The sequence below is a fragment of the Microbacterium sp. NPDC007973 genome (assembly GCF_042958465.1).
Taxonomy (GTDB): Bacteria; Actinomycetota; Actinomycetes; order Actinomycetales; family Microbacteriaceae; genus Microbacterium; species Microbacterium galbum.
Window position 1 is genome coordinate 25,554 of sequence record NZ_JBIBJJ010000002.1, and the last position, 25,775, is coordinate 51,328.

At 72.4% G+C, this 25,775-nt stretch carries 18 protein-coding genes; 12 read left to right on the plus strand and 6 right to left on the minus strand.

Annotation, left to right across the window (positions count from 1 at the left end; all coding sequences use genetic code 11):
• The first annotated feature begins 85 nt into the window (after positions 1-85).
• Positions 86-1,846 (plus strand): amylo-alpha-1,6-glucosidase, encoded by a 1,761-nt coding sequence (locus ACFZA2_RS05250; protein WP_391401591.1) that lies wholly within the window; start codon positions 86-88, stop codon positions 1,844-1,846.
• Between the two features lie 73 nt (positions 1,847-1,919).
• On the opposite strand, the gene ACFZA2_RS05255 is transcribed toward ACFZA2_RS05250, so the two are convergent.
• Positions 1,920-4,148, minus strand: a complete 2,229-nt coding sequence (locus ACFZA2_RS05255) for a CBM35 domain-containing protein (RefSeq protein ID WP_391401594.1) — start codon at positions 4,146-4,148, stop codon at positions 1,920-1,922.
• Positions 4,149-4,376: 228 nt separating this feature from the next.
• Between ACFZA2_RS05255 and ACFZA2_RS05260 the strand changes: the two genes are divergently transcribed.
• Entirely contained in the window at positions 4,377-5,999 is a 1,623-nt protein-coding gene (locus tag ACFZA2_RS05260) for a molybdopterin-dependent oxidoreductase (RefSeq protein WP_391401597.1), read from the plus strand.
• A 141-nt stretch (positions 6,000-6,140) separates the two neighbouring features.
• Here ACFZA2_RS05260 and rocD read toward each other — a convergent pair whose 3' ends face one another.
• From rocD to ACFZA2_RS05275, 3 genes are all read right to left on the minus strand, one after another.
• Positions 6,141-7,358, minus strand: coding sequence for an ornithine--oxo-acid transaminase (gene rocD, locus ACFZA2_RS05265; RefSeq protein WP_391401599.1), 1,218 nt, complete (start codon positions 7,356-7,358; stop codon positions 6,141-6,143).
• Positions 7,355-8,233, minus strand: a complete 879-nt coding sequence (gene ddaH / locus ACFZA2_RS05270) for a dimethylargininase (RefSeq protein WP_391401602.1) — start codon at positions 8,231-8,233, stop codon at positions 7,355-7,357. The genes rocD and ddaH overlap by 4 nt, the downstream gene beginning before the upstream one ends.
• A gap of 255 nt (positions 8,234-8,488) precedes the next feature.
• A complete protein-coding gene (locus ACFZA2_RS05275) occupies positions 8,489-9,448 on the minus strand; it encodes a carbohydrate kinase family protein (RefSeq protein WP_391401606.1) in 960 nt (319 codons plus the stop codon).
• Between the two features lie 202 nt (positions 9,449-9,650).
• Between ACFZA2_RS05275 and ACFZA2_RS05280 the strand changes: the two genes are divergently transcribed.
• The 9 genes from ACFZA2_RS05280 to ACFZA2_RS05320 are packed head-to-tail and all read left to right on the plus strand — an operon-like array spanning position 9,651 to position 18,940.
• Positions 9,651-10,667 carry a sugar ABC transporter substrate-binding protein gene (locus ACFZA2_RS05280; protein WP_391401609.1) on the plus strand — a complete coding sequence of 339 codons (1,017 nt, stop codon included), beginning with the start codon at positions 9,651-9,653 and terminating at the stop codon, positions 10,665-10,667.
• Positions 10,664-12,208, plus strand: a complete 1,545-nt coding sequence (locus tag ACFZA2_RS05285; RefSeq protein ID WP_391401612.1) for a sugar ABC transporter ATP-binding protein — start codon at positions 10,664-10,666, stop codon at positions 12,206-12,208. Before ACFZA2_RS05280 ends, ACFZA2_RS05285 begins: the two co-directional genes overlap by 4 nt.
• A gap of 49 nt (positions 12,209-12,257) precedes the next feature.
• Positions 12,258-13,259: an ABC transporter permease gene (locus tag ACFZA2_RS05290; protein ID WP_391401615.1), complete on the plus strand. Its 1,002-nt coding sequence runs from the start codon at positions 12,258-12,260 to the stop codon at positions 13,257-13,259.
• Positions 13,256-14,371, plus strand: a complete 1,116-nt coding sequence (locus ACFZA2_RS05295) for an ABC transporter permease (protein ID WP_391401618.1) — start codon at positions 13,256-13,258, stop codon at positions 14,369-14,371. Before ACFZA2_RS05290 ends, ACFZA2_RS05295 begins: the two co-directional genes overlap by 4 nt.
• Positions 14,368-16,005 (plus strand): FGGY family carbohydrate kinase, encoded by a 1,638-nt coding sequence (locus ACFZA2_RS05300; RefSeq protein WP_391401620.1) that lies wholly within the window; start codon positions 14,368-14,370, stop codon positions 16,003-16,005. Before ACFZA2_RS05295 ends, ACFZA2_RS05300 begins: the two co-directional genes overlap by 4 nt.
• Positions 16,002-16,982 (plus strand): NAD(P)-dependent oxidoreductase, encoded by a 981-nt coding sequence (locus ACFZA2_RS05305; RefSeq protein WP_391401623.1) that lies wholly within the window; start codon positions 16,002-16,004, stop codon positions 16,980-16,982. Before ACFZA2_RS05300 ends, ACFZA2_RS05305 begins: the two co-directional genes overlap by 4 nt.
• Entirely contained in the window at positions 16,979-17,683 is a 705-nt protein-coding gene (gene mtnC, locus ACFZA2_RS05310; RefSeq protein WP_391401626.1) for an acireductone synthase, read from the plus strand. The genes ACFZA2_RS05305 and mtnC overlap by 4 nt, the downstream gene beginning before the upstream one ends.
• Positions 17,680-18,315, plus strand: a complete 636-nt coding sequence (gene mtnB, locus ACFZA2_RS05315) for a methylthioribulose 1-phosphate dehydratase (protein WP_391401629.1) — start codon at positions 17,680-17,682, stop codon at positions 18,313-18,315. The genes mtnC and mtnB overlap by 4 nt, the downstream gene beginning before the upstream one ends.
• Positions 18,316-18,358: 43 nt before the next feature.
• Positions 18,359-18,940 carry an acireductone dioxygenase gene (locus tag ACFZA2_RS05320; protein ID WP_391401632.1) on the plus strand — a complete coding sequence of 194 codons (582 nt, stop codon included), beginning with the start codon at positions 18,359-18,361 and terminating at the stop codon, positions 18,938-18,940.
• Positions 18,941-19,134: 194 nt separating this feature from the next.
• Here the strand turns inward: ACFZA2_RS05320 and ACFZA2_RS05325 are convergent, their stop codons facing one another.
• Both ACFZA2_RS05325 and ACFZA2_RS05330 read right to left on the minus strand, forming a co-directional pair.
• Positions 19,135-20,646: an alpha-N-arabinofuranosidase gene (locus ACFZA2_RS05325; RefSeq protein ID WP_391401635.1), complete on the minus strand. Its 1,512-nt coding sequence runs from the start codon at positions 20,644-20,646 to the stop codon at positions 19,135-19,137.
• 241 nt (positions 20,647-20,887) lie between these two features.
• Positions 20,888-24,598, minus strand: coding sequence for an aldehyde dehydrogenase family protein (locus ACFZA2_RS05330; RefSeq protein ID WP_391401638.1), 3,711 nt, complete (start codon positions 24,596-24,598; stop codon positions 20,888-20,890).
• Between the two features lie 184 nt (positions 24,599-24,782).
• On the opposite strand from ACFZA2_RS05330, the gene ACFZA2_RS05335 reads away from it, so the two are divergent.
• The gene (locus tag ACFZA2_RS05335; RefSeq protein ID WP_391401641.1) at positions 24,783-25,760 is read left to right on the plus strand and encodes an acetylxylan esterase; all 978 of its coding nucleotides are present in this window, start codon (positions 24,783-24,785) and stop codon (positions 25,758-25,760) included.
• The last annotated feature ends 15 nt before the right edge of the window (positions 25,761-25,775 follow it).

A 25,775-nucleotide genomic window follows, 5' to 3' on the forward strand; every position in this document is an offset into this window, starting at 1 on the left:
AACGGGTTCGATTCGAACCGGTTCGACAGTACAATGGCGATGCAGTCTTCGCAATACTCAATCCCTTCATGAACCGGAGACCTCGATGTCGAGCCTCATCCCCGCCTTCGATCTGCGGCACATCCCCTTCAGCCGTCGCGGATCCTGGATCAACCTCTCCCCCGTCGTGGCCGCGCACCGCACCGTCGACGACGTGCACCTCGTCTCGCACCGCACCGGCATGCACGCGGTGATCGGCTTCTCACCCCGGTCGGCATCCACCCCTGACGACGCCCACCCCGCGCAGGAGAGGTGGGACGTCGCCGCCGACGCAGCGAGCGTGCGCTGGTCCCTCGGCCCTACGAGCATCCAGGCCGTGTTCGCCGCCCCCGACACCCTCCGTGTGCGCGGCGACGCCGCCGCGGCCCTCCGACTCACCGAGGCCGCGGTCGAGCTCACCCCCTTCACCGGCACCTATCTGTTCCGCGACCCTCGCGACGGCAGTGCCGTCTTCACCTCGTACGAGACGGGATGCCGTTACCGCGTGACCGCTCTGGAAGGGGAGCTCCGCGTGGAGGGCGCCGAGAGCCTGGGCGAAGCCACGCGCGCCGTCACGGTCTCGGCATCCGACGGAGGAGATCACTGGGAGATCGCGATCGAGGAGTTCGAGAGCTCGCGCCCGCCGTTCTCGGCATCCGTCCCGTTCGCCGCGTGCGTCGCCGAGGTGTCGACCGAGTTCGCCGCCTTCGCCACCCGCACCGCTCCGTGGGCCGACGACCACGACGTGCCGTCCTCGACGCGGGACGCGTCGCTGCGCGCGGCCTACGTGCTGTGGTCGGCGACGGTGTCTCCCGCCGGGTTCCTCCGACGCGAGGCGGTGCTCATGTCGAAGCACTGGATGGACAAGGTGTGGAGCTGGGATCACTGCTTCAACGCGATCGCTCTCGCGCCGGCCGAGCCCCGGCTCGCGCTCGACCAGTTCCTGGCCCCGTTCGACCACCAGGACGAGACAGGTGCCCTGCCCGACTCGATCGCCCACTCCGAGCGGCTCTACAACTTCGTCAAGCCCCCCATCCACGGGTGGGCGCTCGATCGTCTCCGCGCGGAAGGCGTCACGCTCACTGCGGGCGAGCGCGACGACGTCTACGACAAGCTCGCCCGCTGGACGCGCTTCTGGCTCGAGGAGCGGCGCGTCCGCGGTCGCGCGCTCGCGCATTACCAGCACGGCAACGACAGCGGGTGGGACAACGCCACGGTGTTCGACCGGACGCGGCTCATCGAGTCGCCCGACCTCGCCGCGTTCCTCCTGCTGCAGCTCGATGCGCTCGCGCGCCTGGCCGAGGAGTGCGGTCATGACGCGACACCGTGGCGCGAGGAGCAGAATCATGTCGCGGGGGGCCTCGCGGAACTCTGGCGTGGCGACGGCTACGTCGCGCGCGGAGTGGCCGACGGCGAGGACGTGGACCGCACGAGCCTGCTGCCCCTGTTGGCGATCGCCGCCGGCGAGCACCTCCCTCCGGCGGCACGCGACGCTCTGTCCGAGGGCGTCGCGGCGTTCCTCACGCAGTGGGGGCCGGCCACGGAACGACCTGACAGCACGCGCTACGAGAGCGACGGCTACTGGCGCGGACCCATCTGGGCGCCGTCGACGATGCTGCTGGAAGACGGTCTGCGCCGGGCGGGGCATCCGGGTGTCGCGGACGACATCGCCGCGCGCTTCCGGCGGCTCTGCGAGCGAGGCGGCTTCGCCGAGAACTTCGACGCGCTGACCGGGGAGGGTCTGCGTGACCGCGCGTACACCTGGACCGCTGCGGTCTATCTCGTCCTCGTGCGTGACGCCGTGCGTCGCGGCGATCTTCCACGCTGACGGCAGCGCCACTGGGGCTGCCCGACGACGAAGGGGTGGGCCGGGCACATGTCCCGACCCACCCCTTCCCTTCTCAGCGGACGACGGCCCCCGCCGGGTTGGACACCTGCGCGTAATCGAGTTCGGCGTAGTTCTGTCCGTCCTTGTGACCGACGCGGATCGTGTTGGATCCGGCGTTCAACTGCACGGTCGTGGTCACGGCGGCGAAGAATCCACCGTTGGCCCCCCAGGGTCCGGTGACCGGGACGGTGGTGTCATTGGCCGACCCGCCGTTGACCGACACCGCGACCACGGCACTCGGCGTGCCGTTCTGGAAGAAGCCGCCGCTGTTGGCGGCACCCAGGGTGAGGGTGTACGCGCCCGCCGACGGGGCGTCGAAGGTGAAGGTCACCGCACTGTCCTTCGCGTCGAGACTGCCCACGAACGAACCGTTCGATGCGTTGCCCGACGAGTACGCCGTCCCACCCGCGATGGTCGCCGATTCGGCTTCCTTGCGCGAGACGAAGGTCGCGGCGGGCGGGTTCGCCGGCGCCGTCCAGGTGGGAACGGATGCCGACGTCGTCACGGTGATCGAGTCCAGCTCCGCGTAGCCGCTGCCGCCGGCGAAGTACGGCGAGCCCTTCGCGAGACGGATGGTGTTGAATCCGGCGTTCAGTTTCAGCGTCGGGCCGCTGACCGTACCGAATTTCCCCGTCGAACCCCATCCGCCCGTGCTCGGGTAGCTCACGGTCGTCCAGCCGCCCCCGTTGTACGCGAGCCCCTGGGTCGAGGTCGAGCCCGTGCCGTTGGCGTACCGGATCGACAGGGCGTAGTCGCCCGCCACCGGCACCTGCACCTGGAAGTCGACGAAGCTGTTGTTGCGCGCATCGCCCACGGTGTCGATGCCGCCGACGTAGCCGCCGTTGGACGCGGCCGTCGAGGAGTAGCGGATCGCGTTCGAGACGCTGGCGTTCTCGGCCTCGTACGTCTGCTGGTACGACGTGGTCGGTCCCGTCGTGGGCGTCACGAGAATCTGGTAGGCACCCGCCGGGTCCTGACCCGTGAGCGGCACGCTGATGGCGCCGTTGCTCACCGACAGCGTTCCCGACCACACCGTGGTGGGCGCGGCCACGTTCGCGAAGCGTCCCGAGTCCGGCGTGTAACTGACGGTGGCTTGCACGGAGCTGCCGAAGCCGCCGAGACCGGCGATCGAGACGGAGTTGTTGCCGGTTGCGCCGCCGACGACGGCGTTGAGGATCTTCCGCGTCGAGTCGAGGGCAGCCACCCCGTCCTGCGCGCCGTTCTGCGTGACCGAGACGATGTTGCCGGTCATGTCGCCGTACCACTTGTAGAGCCAGTAGGTACCGGTGGGCTGGCCGTTGTGCAGCAGGCCGTTCACCGTTCCCGACTCGAACCAGTAGGGGCGCTCGGCATCGCGCACGTCGGTCTCGCGCTCGAACGTCGAGATGTAGCGGAGCGACGACGACGGCACGTCGACCTGGTCGGGCCAGGCGTACTCGTTGATCGAGACCGGGCGCGGGGTGATGCCCAGAGAGCTCTCGATCTTGCGGAGATCGGCGAGCTGCCCCGGCAGCACATCCGCGTTCCACTGGTGCCAGCTGATGATGTCGGGCACGGTGTTGGATTTCTTCGCCGCGGTGAGGAAGCTCAGCATCCAGTCGTGGTTGTACCCCTGGATGCTGGGCCCCACGATCGGGGTGACTCCGTCGAGCTTGCGCACCTCGGCGTGGATCTTCGCCCAGCCGTCGGTGAAGTTGCCCGCAGCCGACGTATTCCACGTGCCATCGGGCTCGTTCCACAGCTCCCAGCCGTTGATGTTCGTCGTGCTCTTTGCATCCAACCGCGCCTGGACCATCGTGCGGACCTTGCCGAGATAGTCGTCCCAGCTCACCCACTTGTAGGGCCAGTCGGGGTAGATGTCGGGCATGCGGATCGTCTGCTGCGCACCCGTCGCGATCGCGGTGGGAGCGACCTTGAGCGCGTCGCCGCTGGGCGTGGTGGCACCGTTCCCGAGCTGCTGGACCCCGGGGGCCGGCTGCGTGAGCTGATTCAGCCGCAGCGGCAACAGCACGTTCTTATCGGGGACGGTGTCGGTGGCCAACGCATAGAGGCCACCGGACGCGACGTGCGTGGCCGGACGGATGACCTTGCTCGCGTCGATCGAGAGGGTGTTGCCGCCGACCGCGGCCGTGGCGGGAACGACCGCGCTGACCGCGGTCACCACTGCCACGGCGGCCAGGGCGGCGCCGGCGGCGCGCATGATCCTCCGCGACCGGCGGGAGGTGTCTTCACTGGGGGACATCGATGCTCCTTCGCATCACAGGGACAGGCCGTCGTGTCGAACGATTGTCGAACCGGTTCGACACGGCGGGAAGCAATCTACCGGGCGCCATGCGATAACGAAAGGCCGAATCACGAACACCTCGCCCAGGCGATGCAAAGCCCCGGTGGGACGGATCGATCGTGCCGGTTCGCTGTGAGTTCACGGGCTGCGGACTCCGGGGCACCGCGCTCTCTTTAGGCTCCGATCGTGAGCCCCGCCCCGTCCCGCCCTCGCACCTTCGCCGCGATCGTCGCCTCCGTATCGGCCGCCGCCCTCGGTGCGGGAGTCGGAGAACTGACGGCGGCGGTCGTCGCCCCCTCCGCGAGCCCGTTCGCCGTCATCGGCGGCGGAATGATCGACGTCGCTCCGCCCTGGGCGAAAGACCTCGCAATCGATCTCTTCGGCACGGGCGACAAAGTCGCGCTGCTCGTCGGTATCGCACTCCTCCTGCTCGCGGTCGCCGCCGTCGCCGGGGTCGTCGAGCTCCGTCGTCCCCCGTGGGGCCGCAGCGTCCTCGGCGCGCTGGGAGCCGCCGGCGCCGTGGTCTCGCTGACCCGAGTCGACGCCGTGATGCTGTCGCCCGTGCCCTCGATCGTCGCGGGTGCGGTCGCGTCCGTCGTCGGCGCCGTGCTGATCGCACGCCTTCGGCGGCCGTCGCGTCGCGCCGACTCCACGTCCTCCCAGGACGAGACGGCAGGGTCGCCGGCGACGGATGCCGACACGCTCGCCGTCTCCCCTGCAGCGTCCGCCCCCGCTGACGACGGCGTCACCCGACGCGGCGTGCTCGCCCTCTCGGGCGTCGCCGTCATGGCCGGCGCCCTCGCCGCGTTCGGCTCAGTGGCGCTGAGCGGCGGGGCGCGGGCGATCAGCGCCGTGCGTTCCGCCCTGCGCCTGCCGCAGCCCGCGACCACGACGACGGTTCCGGATGCCGCCGACCTCGGCATCGACGGCCTCTCCCCCGTCATCACGCCGTCGGCGGACTTCTACCGCATCGACACCGCCCTCGTCGTGCCCCAGGTCGATCCCGCGACCTGGACGCTGCGCGTGCACGGCCTCGTCGAGCAGGAGGTGGTGCTGCGCTGGGACGACCTCGTCGCCCTCCCCCAGAAGGAGACCGTGGCCACCCTGGTCTGCGTCTCGAACGAGGTCGGCGGCTCGCTCATCGGCACCGCGCGGTGGCTCGGCGTGTCGATCCGCGACATCCTCGCGCGGGTGAAGCCGACCGCCGAGGCCGACATGGTGCTCTCGCGTTCCGTCGACGGGTTCACGGCATCCAGTCCTCTGGAGGCGCTCACCGACGACCGCGACGCGCTGCTCGCGATCGGCATGAACGGCGAACCGCTGCCGATCGAGCACGGCTTCCCCGTGCGCATGGTCGTGCCGGGACTCTACGGCTACGTCTCCGCGACGAAATGGGTGAGCGAGCTCGAGGTCACGCGCTTCGACCGCGCCGAGGGGTACTGGACCCCGCGCGGATGGTCGGAGCGCGGACCGGTGAAGCTGCAGTCGCGCATCGACGTCCCCCGCGCGGGTGCACGCGTGGAGCCCGGCTCGACCGTCATCGCCGGGGTCGCCTGGCACAACCACGTCGGCGTCGCCGGTGTCGAGGTGCAGATCGACGACGGCCCGTGGCAGCCGGCGACGCTGGCGACGGCCGTCTCCGCCGACACGTGGGTGCAGTGGAGCCTGCCGTGGGAGGCGACGAGCGGCCTGCACACCGCGCGTTGCCGCGCGATCTCGGCCGACGGCAGCACGCAGACGTCCGACCAGGCCCCTCCCGCCCCCGACGGAGCGACCGGCTGGGATGAGGCGACGATCTCGGTCGCATGAGCGCCGAGCCGACCGCGCGGCCAGACGGCCGGGCGCGTTCCTGCGGGCGCAAGTGCGCGATAAACGCTCGCTGCACTGGGAAACGCTCGCAACGAGCGTTCATCGGTGCAGCGAGCGTTTATCGCGCGGGGGCCGTCGCCGTCAGGCCGCCAGCACGTGCTTGAGCTGCTCGACGGCCCAATCGAGTTCGGTCGCGCGGATCGTCAGCGGCGGCGCGATGCGGATCGTCTGGCCGTGCGTGTCCTTCACCAGGACGCCGCGGGCCAGCAGCTTCTCCGCGATCTCGCGACCGGTGCCCACGGCGGGGTCGATGTCGACACCGGCCCACAGCCCAGCGATGCGCACGGCCGTGACGCCCTGGCCCACGAGCGTCCGCAGGTTCTGCTCGAGGTGCGCGCCCAGCGCCTTCGCGCGGGTCTGGAACTCCCCGGATGCCAGCATCTCGACCACGCGCAAGCCGACGGCCGCGGCCAGCGGGTTCCCGCCGAACGTCGAGCCGTGCTCGCCGGGACGGATGACGCCGAGGACGTCTTCGTTCGCGACGACCGCCGACACCGGCAGGATGCCGCCGCCCAGCGCCTTCCCGAGGAGGTACACGTCGGGCACGACGCCCTCTCGGTCGCACGCGAACGTCTCTCCGACGCGGCCGAGACCCGACTGGATCTCGTCGGCGATGAAGAGCACGTCGTTCTCGGTGCAGATCTCGCGCACGCGACGGAGGAAGCCTTCGGGCGGGACGACGACGCCGGCCTCGCCCTGAATGGGCTCGAGGAGCACCGCGGCGGTGTTCTCGTCGATCGCGGCGGCGATGGCATCCGCGTCTCCGTAGGGCACGTGCACGAAACCGGGCGCGTACGGGCCGAAGTCGTCGTGCGCGGTGGGGTCGTCGCTGAAACCGACGATCGTCGTGGTGCGACCGTGGAAGTTGCCGGTGGCGACGATGATGGTCGCGGCATCCGGGGCGATGCCCTTCGTGCGGTAACCCCAGGCGCGCGCGACCTTGATGCCGGTCTCGACGGCCTCGGCTCCGGTGTTCATCGGCAGGACCAGGTCTTTGCCGCACAACTGCGCGAGCGCCGTGGCGAAGGGGCCGAGCTTGTCGTTGTGGAACGCGCGGCTCGTGAGCGTGAGCCGGTCGAGCTGCTCGCGGGCGGCGGCGAGGATCGCCGGGTGGCCGTGACCGAAGTTCAGCGCGGAGTACGCCGACAGCAGGTCGAGGTAGCGCTTGCCCTCGACGTCGGTGACCCAGACCCCCTCGGCGCGCGCGGCGACGACCGGCAGCGGGTGGTAGTTGTGTGCGAGGTGCGCCCCCTCGGCGGCGATGAGCTGCGCGCCGAGGTCGTCGACGGCGGTGCTCATCGGGTGCCCCCGCGCAGTTCGAGCGTGCAGCACTTGATCCCGCCGCCGCCGAGCAGCAGCTCGGACAGATCGACGAGCACGGGCGTGTAACCGCGCTCGCGCAGCTGCGCCTCGAAGCCCTTCGCGCGCGGCGAGATGATGACGTTCTTCCCGTCGCTGGCGGAGTTGAGGCCGAACACCGAGCCGTCGGCATCCGAGACCCGGATGGCGTCGGGGAAGCGCTCGCGCAGGATCGCCTGGCTGTGCTCGTCGAAGGCGTTCGGCAGGTACGCGATGTTCGCCTTGTCCACGCCGCCGGGGCCCTCGACCGGGTCGAGCACGGCGAGCGCGGTGTCGAGGTGGTAGAACCGCGGGTCGGTGAGCGTCAGCGACACGACCTCGCGCGAGAACACCTCGCCGACCTCGCGGTGGCTGTCGCCCGTCGAGCGGAAGCCGGTGCCCGCGAGGATCGTGTCGCCGACGAGCAGGAAGTCGCCCTCGCCCTCGTTGACCTCGACGGGCTCGGCGACCTCGAAGCCGTTGGCGGCGAACCAGTCGATGAACGCGGGCGCCTCGGCGGCCCGCTCGCGGAAGCGGAACTTGGGGCCGTACGCGACCCCGTCGATGACGAACCCGCCGTTGGCCGTGTAGACCATGTCGGGCAGGCCCTCGAGCGGGTCGATCAGCTCGATCTCGTGGCCGAGCTCGATGTAGGTGTCGTAGAGCGCCTGCCACTGCTGCACGGCGAGATTCGTGTCGGTGGGGCGTGAGGGCTCCATCCACGGGTTGATGCTGTAGCTCACCGTGAAGTGCGAGGGCTTGCACATGAGGTAGCGGCGGTGCTGCTGGACGCGCTCGGTCGTGGCCTCGGTGGCGGTGGCGGGGGTAGCGGACATCTCTGCTCCTCGGAGGAAAGGTGCGGCGGACGCTGTCCTGGGGCTCGGTGGCCCTTCGACCCGGAGGCGCCGATCGAATCGCTGCGGCGCCGTGCGGGGAAAGGTCGGTCCGAGCACGCCGTGGTCATTGTCTCACGAGGCCGGCGCGCAGCCCCAGCGACTTCGGCGATGTGCGGCCGACACGCGGTATCCCTCGCCTCGAATCGGAGTTGCGCCCGGCTGACGCGCGTCCGAGGGACGGCACCGGATGCCGCGTCACACGGCTCCGCGGACCCCCTCGACCCGCAGCCGGGCGACGTCCGCCGTCGAGTGGAGGCCCGCGTCGGAGCCCAGCCCCGTCGCCACGAGGCTTCCGCAGGCGAGTCCGCGCTCGGCGGCCTCGACGACGCCCGCACCGCTGACCAGACCCCAGATGAACCCCGCGCTGAACGCGTCGCCGCACCCGGTCGTGTCGACCACGTCGACGGCATATGCCGGAAGGCGCATGTCGCGTTCCTCGCGCGTGCTGACGCTCACCCCCGCGGCGCCTCGGGTGATGACGAGCGTCTGCACACCGGCATCCAGGTAGAACGCGATGGCCTCGTCGAGCGCCTGAGTGCCGGCGAACGACAGGGCGTCCTCCTCGCTCGGGAACAGATAGTCGACGAACGGCAGGCACGGGAGTACCGCGTCGCGATCGCCCGCACCCCCGGTCGGAATGAAATCCATCGTCGTCACGATCCCGGCCTCGCGTGCACGACGCAGCAGGTCGACGCTCGGCGGTCCGTCGATCCCCGGGAGCAGGCAAGAGCCGCCCAGGTGGAGGACGGCGACGCCGTCGAGATCGAGGGAAGCGAGGTCCTCGGGTCGGATCGCGGCGTTCGAGCCGATGACGTGCAGCGCAGGGCGGCTTCCGTCGCGTCGGATCGGCAGCATCGTCGCCGAGGTAGGGCGTTCAGGCCGGACGGCGAGCCCGGTGACGTCGACGCCCTCCTCGGCCATCGTCGACCGCAGGAACACGCCCAGCGCATCGTCGCCGACGGCGCCGACGGTCGCGACGGCGACGCCGAGGCGCGCGAGATCGACGGCGGTGGCCGCCGCGGTCCCGGCGACGGTGAGGCGGATCTCGTCGAGCAGAGCGAGCCCCTGTCCGGGCGGGATGGCCTCGACGTAGCGGCCGAGGACGTCGGCGACGTGGAGTCCGACGGTGACGACGCGAGCGGCAGGCTGGGGCATGGGTCTCCTCGGGTGGGCGAACGGGCGAAGCTTACTGAGGGGCACATCGGTGACGGCTTCATTTCACCGTGTGACGCCCGAGTCGAACGCCGTCATGACCCCTCCCTACGATTCGAGAGACCGCTGCCCGGCGGTCCCCACACAGCATCCGCGGCGACGCGCGCACTGACGCGAGCGCCCACCGGCCCCACAGGAGCCCACCGTGAGAAAGTCCCTCTTCGCCCTCCCGGCGCTCGTCGTCGCGGCGGGCCTCGCCCTCGCCGGGTGCACCACCGTCTCCTCGGGAGGCGACGCCGCCCCGAACGGCGACGGCGTCGATCCGAACCAGCCGCTCGCGGGGAAGACGATCGGCATCGCCGTCGTCGGCACGCAGCACTTCTGGGACCGCGAGGCGTTCCAGGGCGCGGTGGACGAGGTCACCAAGCTCGGCGGCACGCCGCTGACCACGGACGGCAACCGCGACAACACCCTGCACGCGCAGAACCACGACATCTTCCTCGCGCAGAACGTCGACGCCGTGATCACGATCCTCGGCGACGCGTCGGTCGACCCCAAGCTCCAGCAGCTGCACGACGCCGGAATCCCGGTCTTCGGGGTGGACCACGCCTCGGAGTACGCGGTGAACAACGCCCAATCCGACAACCAGGTCGGCGGCACGGCCCTGGGCAAGATCACCGGTGAGGCCCTCGGCGGCGAGGGCAACATCGCCGTCTTCAACGCCTTCGGCTCGAGCCTGTCGTTCTGCGGAGAGCGCTACGACGCGTGGAAGAACGAGCTGTCGACGAACTACCCGAACATCAAACTGATCGAGCCCGAGCTCGCGGAGCAGTTCGCCAACGCTCCCGATGACGCGCGTCAGCAGACGCTCGCGCTGCTGGAGAAGTACCCGGTCGGCACGATCCAGGACATCCACGTCGCGTGCTGGGACCAGCCCGCGATCGGTGTCGTGCAGGCGATCGAGGACTCGGGCCGCACCGACGTCAAGGTCACGGCCTTCGACGCCGGCCCCGACACCCTCGAGATCATGAGCGAGCCCAACAGCCCGTTCGTCGGCAACATCGCGCAGCTGCCGCGCAAGATCGCGACGATCTCGGCCGACAACGTCGGCAAGTACTTCCTCGGTGAGGAGGTCGAGAAGGTCAGCTACGTCGACACCATCCCGGTCGCCGGCCCCGACGAGGCGAAGAAGGTCTCGAAGGAGCTGGGCTACACCCAGTGACCATCAGCTCCTCCCCCCTCGTGACGCCGGTCCTGCAGATGACCGGCGTCACGAAGGCGTTCGCGGGCGTCCCGGCCCTCCGGGGCGCCTCGATCGACGTGCGTCCGGGCGAGGTGCACGGCCTGGTCGGCGAGAACGGCGCGGGCAAGTCCACACTCATCAAGATCCTCGCCGGGATCTACGAGCGCGACGGCGGCGCGGTCGCGATCGACGGCGCGGATGCCGGGCGTCTCACGTCCGCCGACGCGCACGCCGCCGGCATCCGCTTCGTGCATCAGGAGCTCCAGCTCGTCCCCGACATGACGGTGGCCGAGAACATCTGGCTCGGCAACGAGCAGAGCGCGCGCGGGCTGCTGCGGGCTCGAGCGATGAAGGCCCGCGTCGCCGAGGTGCTCCACGAGGTGCTGGGCATCCGCCTCTCGCCCGCTCGACTCGTGCGCGACCTCGGTCCCGCCGAGCGCAAACTGGTGCAGGTCGCTCGCGCGCTCGTGGACGATGACGCGCGCCTCATCGTCTTCGACGAGCCCACCGCCCCTCTCGCCAGCGCGGAGGCGGAGCAGCTGCTCGCGATCATCGGGCGCCTGCGCGACCGCGGCATCTCGAGCCTGTACATCTCGCACTACCTCGGCGAGGTCACCCGCATCTGCGACCGCGTGACGGTGCTCCGCGGCGGGCTCGACGTCGGACGCATCGACGCGATGGGCCCCGACAGTGGCCGCGAGATGATCCGCCTGATGATCGGGCGCGAGATCGACGACCTCTATCCCGCCCGTCGCCCCGCCGTCACCGCCGAGCCGGTCCTGCGCGCCCGTGGCCTGCGCGTCGGGTCTGCCGTGCACGGCGTCGACCTCGATGTGCGCCCCGGAGAGATCCTCGGGGTCACGGGACTGCTCGGCTCGGGGGCGTCGGAACTGGCCGAGGCCCTGGTCGGCCTCCACCGTCACACCGGCGACCTCTCGCTCGACGCGCGCCGGTTCCGGCCGTCGAGCCCCGCCGCAGCTCTCGAGGCGGGAGTGGTGCTCGTTCCGCGCGATCGCCGCCACGACGGTGTCGTGCTCGACTTCTCGACGCAGCGCAACCTCACGCTCTCGACCCTCGCCGAGGCGACCCGGGCGGGGCTGCTCGATGACGCCGCGTCCCGGTCTCGCGCCGCCGAGCTGGCCGATCGTCTCGACATCCGGCCGCGTGACACGAGCGTGCAGACGCGCCTGCTGAGCGGGGGTAATCAGCAGAAGGTCGTGCTGGGCCGCAGCCTCGCCGCGGGTGCCCGCGTGATCGTGCTCGACGAGCCCACCGTGGGCGTCGACATCGGCGCGAAGCAGGAGATCTACCGCCTGCTGTCCGAGCTCGCGGAATCCGGGACCGCGGTGGTGGTCGTCTCGACCGACCCGGCCGAGGTCCTCGGCCTGAGCGACCGCGTCGTCGTCCTCGAGCGCGGGCGCGTGGCCCACGAGGTGACGACCGAGGGGCTCACCCTCGCGCATCTCAGTGCCCTCGTCACCGGAAGCACGAACGAGCGAGCGGAGGGGGATGCCGCGTGAACGCCCTCATCACCGGAAGCGGTGCCCGACCGAGCGAAGGACGTGCCGCGTGAGCGCAGCGATCATCGAGCGCCCCGCCCTCGTCCCGCGCGTGCGCAGCCTGCTGGCCCGCCGCGGCCCGCTGCTGGTCGTGCTCGCGATGACCGTGTACCTCGCCGTCACGGCGAAGGGCTTCCTCGGCGTCGCCAACGTGACGGCGAGCCTCACGCAGGCCGCCCCCGTGGCCCTCGTGGCGATGGGGCTCGCCATCGTCGTGATCGGCGGCGGCGACGACGTCGTGGTCGGCGGCATCGACCTGTCGATCCCCGCGACCGCGGCGCTCGCCACCGCGATCGTGAGCGACCAGCTGACCACCTTCGGCACCCCGTTCGCGCTCGCCTTCACCCTCGGCATCCTGGTCACCACGGCGTTCGGCCTGCTCAACGCCGTCCTCGTCGGGTGGGTGGGGCTGTCGTCGATCCTCGCGACGCTCGCCGTCTACGTCGCCGTCGTCGGCATCACGCGCGTGGTCAGCGGCAATCGCCGCATCGATGTGGCCGATCCCCTCGTCGTGGCGGTGCGCGACACCCGCGTCGCGGGCATCCCCCTGGCCGCGGTGCTCATGCTCCTCGTCGCCGCCGTGCTCGTCTTCGTCATGGCGCGCACGCCGTACGGCCTCCGTCTGCAGGCCGTCGGCGGGAATCGGGATGCCGCGACCTTCGCCGGCATCCCGACCCGGCGCTACATCATGTCGACGTTCGTCATCGCGGGCGCGGTCGCCGGCCTCAGCTCCCTGCTGCTCATCGCGCGGGGCTCCGGCAGCAGCCCCGGGATCGACGAGCGGCTCATGGTCGACATGGTGCTCGCGACGTTCCTGGGCGCGGCCTTCACGCGGCGCGGCACGGTCACCGTCTTCGGGTCCGTGCTGGGCGCCCTGTTCGTCGCCCTCCTGTCGAACGGCCTGATCCTGTCTCGCGTCGCGAACGCGTGGGTCGACGGCTTCAAAGGCGTGCTGATCCTGCTCGTGGTGGCCGCCGCCGCTGCCCGGAAGAACGAGGAGGCCCGCGCGTGAGCATCCCCGCACCCCGCCCGCGGTGGTCCGGCGTCGCCGGCTCCGCGGCGGCGACCGTCACCCGTTACGGCTTCGTCGCCGCCTTCGCGCTGCTGATCGTGTTCTTCTCGGTCGCGAGCGACGCGTTCCTTCGTCCCAGCAATCTGCTCAACGTGCTCGACGGCGTCGCCATCCTGGTGCTCGTGGCCCTCGCCCTCACCGTGGTGGTGTCCTCCGGCGGCATCGACCTGTCGGCCGCCGTGGCCGTCGACTTCGGCGCGTGGTTCGCGATCGTGTCGATGATGTCGTTCGGGATGCCGTGGCCGGTGGCCGTCCTGCTCGGTCTGCTCGGCGGGGCGCTCATCGGTGCGCTGAACGCGTTCCTCATCGTGGGACTCGGCGTCACGCCCTTCCTCGCGACCCTCGGCACGTTCTTCATCGGCCGCAGCGCCCAGCAGATCGGCACGAACGGCGGCGCCAGCGTCAGCTTCCGCGCCGCACCCGAGGGCTTCACCTTCCTCGGCTCGGGGGATGTGCTGGGGATCGGCGTGCCGGTGATCATCGCCGCGATCGCCGCGGTGGGGATCGGCATCCTGCTCCACCGCACGCCGGCGGGCGTGCGCATCCAGGCGATGGGCCTGCAGGATCGCGCGGCCGTCGTCGCGGGGCTGCGCACCCGCCGCATCCGCGTGCTCGTCTACATCGGTGCCGGAGTGCTGTGCGCCGCGGGCGGCATCCTGCTCAGCGCGTCGTTGCGGCTGTACACCCCGCTCGCGGGGTTCAGCTACCTGCTCGACGCCATCGCCGCGGTGTTCATCGGCGCGTCGATGCACCCGCGCTCGCGCCCGAACGTGCCCGGCACGGTCGTGGGGGTGCTGTTCCTCGGCGTGCTGGCCAACGGGCTCGACCTGCTCGGTCTCGACTTCAACGTCAAGGCGGCGGTACAGGGCGTGGTGCTGCTGGTCGCGCTCGTGCTGGCCTACACCGTCGCGCAGCGCGCGCGGGCGGCCGCCGAGCGCAAGCCCGCGGCGAAGCGCCCGCACGGCGCCCCCGCACAAGACGTCGCGCCGGCCGGAGCCGCGACGGCGACGCGTTCGACGCTCGGCGACACCACTCCGGGAGGCGGGGCATGACCCCCGCCGTGCTCGGCATCGACGCCGGCACCACGGCGGTCAAGGCCGTGCTGTACTCGCTCGAGGGGGAGACCCTCGCCGCCGGGCATCGCTCGGTCGCCGTCGTGCGCACCGCCGACGGCGGGGCCGAGAGCGACATCGACCTGGTGTGGGAGGCCGTGGTCGGCGCCGTCCGGCAGGCTCTCTCACAGGCCCGCAGCGCGGGTCCCGATGTCGTCGCCGTCGGCGTGACCGGCCAGGGCGACGGCGCGTGGCTCGTCGATGCCGAGGGTCGTCCCGTGCGTCCGGCAGCGCTGTGGCTCGACGGTCGAGGCGCCGACCGGGTCACGGCGTGGCAGCACGACGGACGGGATGCCGCGGTCGTCTCCGCGACCGGATCGGCGAGCTTCCCCGGCACCCTTCCGGTGCTGCTCGACGTCTTCGCCGATACCGAGCCGGACGTGCTCGCCCGTGCCGCGCACCACCTCAACTGCAAAGACGCCGTGCGCCAGCGTCTCACCGGCGAGATCGCGACAGACCCCTCCGAGGCGTCGCGCACCTACCTCGACCCCGCCACCCTGGCCTACTCCGACGACATGATCGACGCGCTCGGCCACCGCCGCTTCGCGCATCTGCTCGCTCCCGTCCGCGCCCCGCACGAGCGCGGCGGCGCCCTCACCGCGTCCGCCGCCGACGAACTCGGGCTGCGCGCCGGCGTCCCCGTCGCGGTCGGGCTCGTCGACTCCGCCGCGTGCCCCGTGGGTCTCGGCGCCCTCTCCGATCAGGACGGCTGGGTCGTGCTCGGCACGACCGCCACGGTGGCCGTCAACCGCGTCGACCGGGCGGCGGCCGACAGCGGCATCGGCATCCTCATTCCCACCGGGCGCGGCACCCAGGTGCTCGAGGCGCTGTCGTCGATGGTCGGCACGCCCAATCTCGACTGGGCGCGCGACACGCTGGGCCTGTCCGACCGCGGGTGGAGTGAGCTCGAGCGTCTCGCGCGCACCGCGCCCGACGGCAGCGGCGGCGTCGTGTATCTCCCATACGGCTCGCCGAGCGGCGAGCGCGCACCGTTCGTGGACGCCGCGGCTTCGGCATCCTGGGTCGGGACCACTGTCGCGACCACCCCCGCGCAGCTGCTGCGGAGCGTCTTCGAGGGACTCGCCTTCTCGGTGGCCGAGTGCCTCGATCTCCTCGACGCGGGAGATCGCGTCCCGGTGTGCGGCGGCGGAGCGCGCAGCGACCTGATGTGCCAGCTGCTGGCCGACGTGTCGCAGCGGACGATCGTCCGCACCGCCGACCCCGAGGTCGGGGCGCGCGGAGCGGCCACGCTCGCGGTGGTCGCGGCGGGCCTGGCCCCCGACCTCGAGGCGGCGGTGCGGGTGTTCCCCGTCGGCAGCGTCGAATTCGCACCTCGCGCGTCGCCCGCGCTCTCGGCGGCGCGCGATGTGTTCGCACGGGTGCGCGCGGCACTGCGCCCCGAGTGGCCGGCCCTGCGGGCGCTCGGGCGAACGGCCGCGAACGCCGACGGAGTCGGAGCGCCGACGCCCAATGAGTCCGTCATCGCCGCGGAGCGCGTCGACGCCGCAGCCTCCGCTGCCCACCTCGACGCCGCCGTCGTCGACGTCCCCGCGCCCGAGAGGACCCCCGCGTGACCCGCATCGTCATCACCGCCCCCTTCGATCCGCGTATCTCCGCCGACCTGCCGGGCGAGGTCGTCACGGCGACCGAGGCCGAGACGGGGCAGTCGCTTGCAGCGCGCGCGGCCGCCGACCCCGTCTTCGCCGAGATCCTCGCCGACGCCGACGTCGTCATCGCCGAGCTCGACCGCATCGACGAGGCGGCGCTTGCTGCGGCTCCGCGTCTGTCGCTGGTCGTCGCCTGCCGCGCCAACCCCGCCAACGTCGACCTGGCCGCCTGCGCCGCCCGCGGGGTCGAGGTGCGCACCACTCCGGGTCGCAACGCCGATGTCACCGCCGATTTCACCCTCGCGCTGCTGCTCGCGACCGTGCGTCACGTGCCCGCCGCCTCGGCGTGGCTGCGCGAAGGCAACTGGAGCACGGACGACGTGTTCGAGCCCTACGCGCGGTTCCGCGGCATCGGCCTGTCGGGGCGACAGCTGGGCGTCGTGGGCGGCGGTGCGGTCGGTCGACGCGTGGTGCGCCGCGCGCAGGGCTTCGGCATGCGCATCGCGGTCTACGACCCCTTCCTCGCCCCGGGCGCCCTCGGTGACGACGTGGCGCACCTCGACCTCGACGACCTGCTCTCCTCGAGCGACATCGTCACGCTGCATGTGCCGCTCACCCCGGAGACGACCGGGCTGATCGGCGCGCGCGAGCTCGCCCTCCTCCGCCCCGACGCGTACCTCGTCAACGCCGGGCGCGCGGCCCTCGTCGACCGCGACGCGCTGCTCGAGGTGCTCCGTGAGCGGCGCATCGCCGGCGCCGGCTTCGACGTGTTCCACGACGAGCCGCTGGCCAGCGACGACGAGCTGCTGCGCCTGCCGAACGTCACGCTGACGCCGCACATCGCCGGAGCCTCCGACGACGTGGTCGTCGAGCACTCCCGCCTCGCCGCGGCCGCCGTGGCATCCTTCCTCTCCCCCGCCCCCGAAAGAGAGAACTCCCCGTGACCATCTCCGCCACCGCCGACGTCGTCGTGCTCGACATCGAAGGCACCACCTCGGCCGCCGGCTTCATCCTCGGCGACCTCTACGACTACGCCCGCCCGCGCCTCGACGAGGTGCTCGGCCGCGATGACGACACCGTGCGCGACGCCCGCGCCGACGCGATCTCCGAGACGGGCCTGGATGCCGATGCCTCCGACGCCGAGATCGCGGAGGCGCTGCGCGGCCTCATGGCGCAGGACGTCAAGTCGACCCCGCTCAAGACCCTGCAGGGCATCATCTGGGCCGAGGGATTCGCCGCGGGCGAGATCCACTCCCAGTTCTTCGACGACGTGCCCCCGCGTCTTCACGCGTGGCACGAGGCCGGCATCCGCCTCGCCGTGTACTCGTCCGGCTCCGTCGCCTCGCAGGTGCCGTGGTTCCGCCACGCGCCGCAGGGGGACCTGACCCCGCTCGTCGAGGACTTCTTCGACACCGTCAAGGCCGGCCCGAAGAAGGAGAGCGCGTCGTTCGACACCATCGCCGCCGCCCTCGGCGTCGCCCCCGAACGCGCCCTCTTCCTCACCGACCACCCCGACGAGGTCTCGGCCGCCCTCGCGGCCGGCTGGCAGGTGATCGCCCTCGACCGCGCGGGCGAGCCGTGGGCCGGGGCCGACTTCGCCGCGCCCGCCGTGGCATCCTTCGACGAGATCGAGGTGACCCGATGACCGCGCTCCCCTCCCTCGACCGCGTCCGCGAGGCCGGTGCCGCCCTGGCCGCCGAAGCCTCCCGCTTCTCGGGATACGGCTGGATGCGCGGCACCTCGGGCAACCTCTCCGTGGTCGTCGAGCGCGACCCGCTCGTGCTGGCCGTCACCGCCTCGGGCCTCGACAAGTCGCTGCTCACCGATGCCGACGTCGTGCTCATCGACGCCGACGGCCGGGCGATCGACCCCGACGACCATCGTCCCCCGTCGGCCGAATCCGGGCTGCACGCCCATATCGCCGCGCGAACCGGAGCGAACGCGGTGTTCCACGTGCACGCGTTCGACGCGGTCGTCGCCGGGCACCGCTGGCCGGGCGGCGTGGAGATCCGCGACATGGAGATGCTCAAGGGCATCGGGCACCTCGCGGACCACGAGACCGTGACGATCCCCGTCATCCGCAACCACCAGGACATGACCGTCGAAGCTGGCTGGTTCGACGAGGTGTACCGCCCCGCCACCCCCGAGGTGCCGGAGGTCCCCGCCCTCATCGTGGCGAACCACGGCATGTACGCCTGGGGCAGCGATGTGGCCGCGGCGCGTCGCCACCTCGAGATCACCGAGTGGCTGCTGCGCTTCGCCGTCGCGACGCGCTGAGCCCGGCATCCACCCCACCGAACACCCCACGAAAGGAGCGGCCATGACCCTGCTGACCGTCTGGAAAGAGACCGACCCGAGCACGCCCGTGCTCGAGACCACCGACGAGGCCGAGATCCGCGAGGCGCTGGCCGAGCTCGGCGCGCGCTTCTCGCGCTGGGAGGTCAAGGACGTCGCCCCCGGCGCCTCGCAGGACGAGGTGCTCGCCCTGTACGCCGACGAGATCGGAGAGGTCAAGGAGCGCGAGGGGTACACCCTCGTCGACGTCGTCGCCCTCGACCCCGCGCAGGCCGACTACGACGAGCTGAAGACGCCGTTCCGTGAGAAGTTCCTCTCGGAGCACGCGCACGACGACGACGAGGACCGCTACTTCGCCAAGGGGGCGGGCGTGTTCTACCTGCACGCGAACGAGAAGGTGCACGCGGTCTACTGCGAGGCGGGCGACCTCATCTCGGTGCCGGCGAACACCACGCACTGGTTCGACATGGGCACGTCCCCCCACTACGTCAGCGTGCGCTTCTTCCACGACGACGACGGTTGGGTCGGCCACTTCACCGGCAGCCCGATCGCCGAGTCGTTCGCGACCTTCGACCAGCTCGCGGAGCGCCGCGCGCAGCTGGCCTGACGCCGCCGGAACGCCCGTCCTCATCGGCCTTCAGGATGCCGCGGGGCGGGCGTTCCGCGTGTCACCGCGGTGGCGACGCGCCAGGCCCGTCCGCCGCGTGCAGCTCGGTAATGCGCACACCCTCAGCCGCTTCCCTCTCGAGACGGCTGCGTTCGTGCGGATCGCTGAGGGTGTGAGCGCGGGCCCCGGGCCGGTCACCCCCGCCGCAACGCCACCGCCGCCCACGCGATGGGCGGGAGCGTGACGTGCAGGATGCCGTCCGTCAGGCGCGTCCCGAGCGTCCGGGGCTGTACGCGCTCGGGGTCGTCGAGGGTGTTGCTCGCGGACGGGTCGTCGTCGTGCAGCACGTGCGCCTCGACGATCTCGACGTCTCCGAGACCTGCCACGTCGATCCGGAGCTCGACCGCGTCGCCGCGCCCGCGGTGGACGAGGAAGATGGCGCTCTCCCCGGTCTCCGCGTCGTGGGTGGCCACGGCATCCACCGCGGGCACGGTGCCGTACCGCGAGGTGTCGATCGTCGGCGCCTCGACCTGCGGGCGGATCGCCTCGCCCCGCGCGAGCCGTGACGTGATCGCGAAGGGGAAGAACGTCGTCTGCCGCCAGGACGCGCCGCCCGGCTCCGTCATGATCGGCGCGATGACGTTGACGAGCTGGGCGAGGGAGGCGGATGCCACGCGGTCGGCGTGCGCGAGCAACGAGATCATGAGGCTGCCGAAGACCACGGCATCCAAGGCCGAGTAGACGTCCTCGAGCAGGCGCGGGGCGACGGGCCAGTCGTCGATCGCGGTGGGCTTCACGGACTCGACGCGGTCCATGTACCAGATGTTCCACTCGTCGAAGGAGATGTCGATCTTCTTCGCGCTGCCGCGCACGGCGCCGACGTGGTCGGCGGTGGCGACGACGGCGTCGATGAAGCGGTCCATGTCGACCGCCGAGGCGAGGAAGGAGTCGATGTCGCCGTCGTGCTCCTGGTAGTACGCGTGGCACGAGATCATGTCGACGTCGTCGTAGGTGTGGGTCAGCACCTCGCGTTCCCAGTCTCCGAACGTCGGCATCTGGGCGCCCGACGATCCGCACACGACGAGCTCGATCGACGGGTCGAGCTGTCGCATCCCCTTGGCGGTCCGGGCCGCGATCTTGCCGTAGTCGTCGGCCGAGCGGTGGCCGAGCTGCCACGGGCCGTCCATCTCGTTGCCCAGGCACCACACGCGCACGTCGAACGCGGCCTCGCGGCCGTTGTCGATGCGCTGCTGCGACAGGGCCGTGCCGCCGGGGAGGTTGGCGTACTCGAGCAGGTCGATCGCCTCGAGCGTGCCCCGCGTGCCGAGGTTGACGGCGAGCATGAGCTCGCTGCCGGCCTTGTCGAGCCAGTCGACGAACTCGTGCAGGCCCACCTCGTTCGTCTCGGTCGAATGCCACGCGAGGTCGAGGCGACGCGGGCGCTGCTCGCGCGGGCCGACGCTGTCCTCCCAGCGGAAGCCCGAGACGAAGTTGCCGCCGGGGTAGCGGATCATCGTCACCCCGAGTTCGCGCACGAGCTCCAGGACGTCCCGACGGAAGCCCTGCTCGTCGGCCTCGGGGTGGCCGGGCTCGTGGATGCCGTCGTAGACGTGGCGGCCGAGGTGCTCGACGAACCCCCCGAACAGCCGGCGGCGCACGGGGCCGATCTGGGAACGGGGGTCGACGGTGAGTCGGGCAGCGGTCATCGGTGCTCCTCGCGTTCGGCTTCCGACGCTACCCGCCCGCCTCGCGGCCGCCCAGCGTTTTCGAAACCACCCCACGGCCGGCGACGCGGCGGGCGCACGCCCCGGTCGCGCCCTCGCGCCCCGCACCGGCGCGAGACCACGCGACCCGGGCGAACGCGCACGCCACGACCCGTGACCTCGGCGAGATCCCGTGACCTCGACCACCGGGCAGGGGCCACCCCGGGCGCAGCGAGAGCGCGCCTCAGATCACCTCGGCGCTCCAGGGGTCGACGCGGCCGAAGCGGAACGCGCCGATCGACACGGCCTGCTCGCGCAGGAACGGCAGCAGTTCGAGGCGACCCGCCGTCGTCACCTCGTCGGCGTAGAGGGTGAGCGACACGTCGGCGCCGACCGTCTCGGCGACCGCCGCGCGCACCGACTCGACCGTCGTCGCGGGACCCACCAGGCGCACGCGCCCCGGCCGCGGAGCGACGATGGGCGTCTCGCCGCCGGTCTCGGCATCCGGGATGCCACCCGCCAGGCGCTGCAGCCACTCCTGGTCGCTCTCGACCGAGACCGCGATCTCGCTCTCGCCGAGCAGGTGCCGCACGGCGGCGGGGAGCCCCACCGGCGTGCTGAGCGAGAACGTCGAGCCCGATCGCACCGCCGCCACGAGCACGCGCAGCACCGCCTGCCACGACGCGTCGGCCGTCGCCCGCACGGCCACGTCGGCCGGACGGTAGCGGCGGAGGTTGCGCTCGACGCCGAGCCGCGAGACGTCGCGCACGCGGCCGTACTCGCGATCCCATGCCACGGCGTCCGACAGCGCTCCGCGGCGGAGCCAGTCGAACGCCTCGTACGACAGAGTCGGCTGCGCGGCCTCGATGAGCGCGGTGATGCGACTGTCGAGTCCGCGCAGGTGCAGCGTCGACGACGACGCCCCGCCGGTCGAGGGCCGCCACGAGCCGAGCGTCACGAGCCGGTTCGGCCCGCCCGACATCGCGCCGTCGCCGACCGCGGCCTCGCCCCACCCGCCGATCGGCTCGCGCTGCACCACCGCGCCCGACGAGGGGCGGTTCACCCGCAGCACCGCGGCTTCCACGGTGTCGAGCCAGAGGTCGAGGTCGGCCGCGTCGCGCGTGTGCAGCCCCGCGACGAAACCCGAGCCGATCGCGTTCTGCAGTTCAATCGCCCGCGTCACGGTGGGGGCGTGCAGGATGCCGAGCACCGGAGCCGCCACCGCGGCCCGGGTCAGGTGCGACCCGGCGGTGACCCCCGTGCGCACGCCCGGCGACCAGAACCGCCCGGCCGTCTCGGGACCGAGGTCGAGTTCCCGCGGCTCGACGAGCCACCGTTCGCCGTCGCCGAGCACGGTCAGGGCACGGCGCACCTCGCCCGTCGGCTCCTCGACCAGGGGCCCGACATCGGACAGCGGGTCGTCGGCCGGTCCCACGCGCAGCGAGGACACGGCATCCTTCAGCTGGTCCGTGAACCGCGCGGAGCGCGCGGCCGCACCGACGAGGATGACGAGCGACACCGCGGTGGCCGCCTGCCCGGCCCGCGCGAAGGCGCCGGTCACGATGTCGGCCGCGGCCTCGTCGAGGTCGGCGGAGGGCGCGACGATCACGGCGTTGCGACCGGCGGTGAGCGCCTGCATCGCCAGCGCGGGACGCCAGGCGGCGAAGCGCTCGGCCGTGGTCCGCGCACCGGAGAGCAGCACGCGGTCGACACCCGGGTGGGCGATCAGCGCCCGGCCCGAGGCGTCTTCGTTCAGGTCGACGTAGGCGAGCACGTCGCGCGGCACCCCCGCCGCCCACAGCGCGTCGGCGACGACCGCTCCCGCGCGGCGCGCCCGCGGCGAGGGCGTGAGCAGGACGCCCGACCCCGCGGCCAGGGCGGCGAGCGTCTCGCCCGCGCACAGTCCCACCGAGGCGTTCCACCGGGGCGCGACGACGGTGAGGCGATCGGGGACGAACACGGCCCCCGGCACCCGGTCGAGCTCCTTCGCCGTCGAGGCGTAGTACGCGGCGGCGTCGACCGCCTGGCTCACCTCGGCGTCGGCTTCGGCGAGCAGCGCGCCGCCCTCCGACGCGAGAACCTCGATCAGCTCGGCGCGGCGAGCAGCGAGCGTCCGCGACGCCGCCTGCAGGACGGCCGAGCGATCGGCGGCGGCCAACGCGCCCCACGCTTCCGCGCCGGTGCGCACGCGCGTCACGACCTCGTCGAGGCCGGTCTCGTCGTTGATGCGCCCCGCGGCGGCCGTCGCATCTCCCGCGGTCGAGCCGCCGACGCGGTCGAGCACGGCGAGGGCCCAGGAGCGGTCCGCGGCGACCGTCGGGTCGGTGTCGGCGCTGTTGCGGAAGCCCGCGGCTCCCCCGGCGAGCTCCGCGCTCTCCCGTGCCGAGAACACCGCGGTGTCGACGAACGCCTGTCCGCCGAACAGCATCTGCTGCACGTCGGGGCCCAGGGCGGAGGTGTCCTCGGACGCCGCGGCCTCTCGCGCGATGCCGAGCACGGCCTGCGTGAGACCCGGGTCGTCGGCGTCGGCATCGGCGGGATCGCGCAGGATCGCCGGCTCCGGCGCGACGTCGCGCTGCGGCAGGCGTCCCGCGGGCGGCGGTGCGTCGGCTCCGGCGAGCGCGCGGCGCGCGCGGGCGGCGACCGCGGCGGTCTCCGGTGTCGCGGCGTCGGGTCCGTCCTCGTCGCCCGACGCCTCGCCGGAGGCGCTGATCGGCCCAGCCGGAGGGAGCCCCGCAGCGGTCGCGACCATCGCGGCGGCGGCAGCGGCGAGCGGTGCGGCGACCGCGTCGAGGTCGTCGGGGTGCACGACCGCCACCGTCCGCACGCGGGCGCTGTCGGGGGTCCACGGCGTGGCCCGCGGGAGCACGAGCGTGACCTCGGCGCCTGCGTCGTCGCCGAGCGCGAGGGCGAGGGCGGCGCGCTCCGGATCGGCCGTGGCCACCTCGACCCGTAGGCCGTCGCGGGCGCGCGTGCTCAGCGCTTCGCGGAGGCCGCGCACGAGGGCGGCGTCGACGTCGTCGCGCGCGGTGACCGCGGGCGCCTCCCATCCATGGCGGGCGGAGGTCGCGGCATCCGGGGTCTCGATCGGGGCGTCGTCGAGACGCACCGTGAGGCGCTCGCCGTCATCGTGCGTGCGCTGCCGTGCCCACGCCGCGAGCTCTCGCGCGGCCTCGACCGTCTCGGAGACGGCCACGGGGAGGGCGATGCCCGCGCGCATGCCGGTCAGTCGCGGTTCCTCGAGCACGCGGGTGAGCACGGCGACGGTCACGTCGAGCTCGGCGCGGTCGCGGACGACGAGGGTGAGGTGCGTGCCGGCGGCGAGCGCGTCGAGGAACAGGGGCAGGACGCGCTCGGCCGCGTGCTCGACCTCGGCGTCGAAAGCCCATGCCGACCGGCCCGCCACCGCGTCGGCGAGCGGGAGCGAGACGCGTTCGACGTCGTCGCGGGAGACGAGCGACCGGATGCCGTCGAGCCGACGACGCGCGGCGGTGTCACCGAGGACGGCGGGTCCGACCAGGCGGATATCGGGGGTCTCCCCCTCGGTGGCGAGCGCGGCGAGGTCGGCGGCGAGACGCTCGGGACGCGCGTCGACGACGAGGGAGCCGACGAGATCGCGCAGGGCGCGCTTGGCGAGGGGCACGGCGGGCGTGGGCATCACCGGGGCGACAGCGCCGCCGAGCTGGAGCGCCCCGCGCACGAACCACGGGAGCGACGAGGGCACGACCTCGGCCAGGCGGTGCAGGGCCGCGGCCGACGCGGTGAGACTCTCGGGCCGGAGCACGCCGTCGACGGCTGCGGCGGTGAAGTCCGCGGCCTCCGCGTCGGTGGCGAGGTCGCCGCCACGGGCGGGGGCGACGGGCCGCGGCGAGAACGCGGCGATCCGCGCTGCGGCACGCTCGGCGACGTCGGAGGAGAGCGCAGGACCGGTGGCGCGAGGGTCGTTCGTGCTCATGAGCGCCAGCCTAGGCATCGCGCGCGCGGCATCCCGGCGGCCCGCCGCGCAAGCGGCGGATCCGACGCGCATCGCTCGGATGACGACCCGCGCACGACCGGCCGCAATGCGATGACACCGTGGCGGGCACCGGATCGTCTCCTTCGCTACTGTCGGTGCAGCCCCCACATCGACGGAGATCCGCATGGCCCAGACTTTCACCGACCTTCCCCTCGAGCTGCTCCGCGAGTACCGTCCCGCGCTCACCGCGCCCGACGACCTCGACGCGTTCTGGGACGAGACGCTCGCCGAGGCCCGGGCGGCCGCTCGCCCCCTCCGGCTGGCCGAGGTCGCATCGCCCGTCCGGGCCCTCCGCGTGCAGGACCTCACCTTCACCGGCTTCGGCGGCGACGAGATCCGCGGCTGGGTCGTGCGCCCGCACGGCGACGAGGAGCTGCCCGCGGTCGTCGAGTTCATCGGCTATGGCGGCGGACGCGGCCTCCCCGGCGAGAAGACCGCCTGGGCGACGGCGGGTTACGTCCACGTCATCATGGACACCCGGGGCCAGGGGTCGACGTGGAGCGTCGGCGACACCCCCGATCCGCACGGATCGGCCGCCGCCTTCCCGGGCGTGATGACCCGCGGCGTCCTCGACCCCCGCGATTACTACTACCGCCGGCTGTACACCGACGCCGTGCGGCTGGTCGACGAGGTCTCGCGGATGGAGGGCGTCGACGCCTCGCGCATCGCCGTGACGGGCGGGAGCCAGGGCGGCGGACTCTCGATCGCCGCCGCGGCGCTGGCGGGAGAGGCGGTGGCCGCGCTCCTGCCCGACGTGCCGTTCCTCGCGGACTTCCCGTCGGCGATCGTGCGCACCCCCCTCGCCCCCTTCACCGAGATCACGCGGTTCCTGTCCGTCCACCGGGATGCCGAGGACGCGGTGCTGCGCACCCTCTCCTACGTCGACGGGGCGATCCTCGCCCGCCGCATCACCGCTCCCGCGCTGTTCTCGGTCGCGCTGATGGACGACGTCGTGCTGCCCTCGGGCGTCTTCGCGTCGTTCCACGCGCTGGCATCCACGGATACCGCGATCGAGGTCTACCGCTACAACGGGCACGAGGGCGGCGGCTATCGTCACTTCATGAAGCAGGTGGCCTGGCTCGACGCGCGCTTCGGTCGCTGAGCCGCTCGGCGGCGG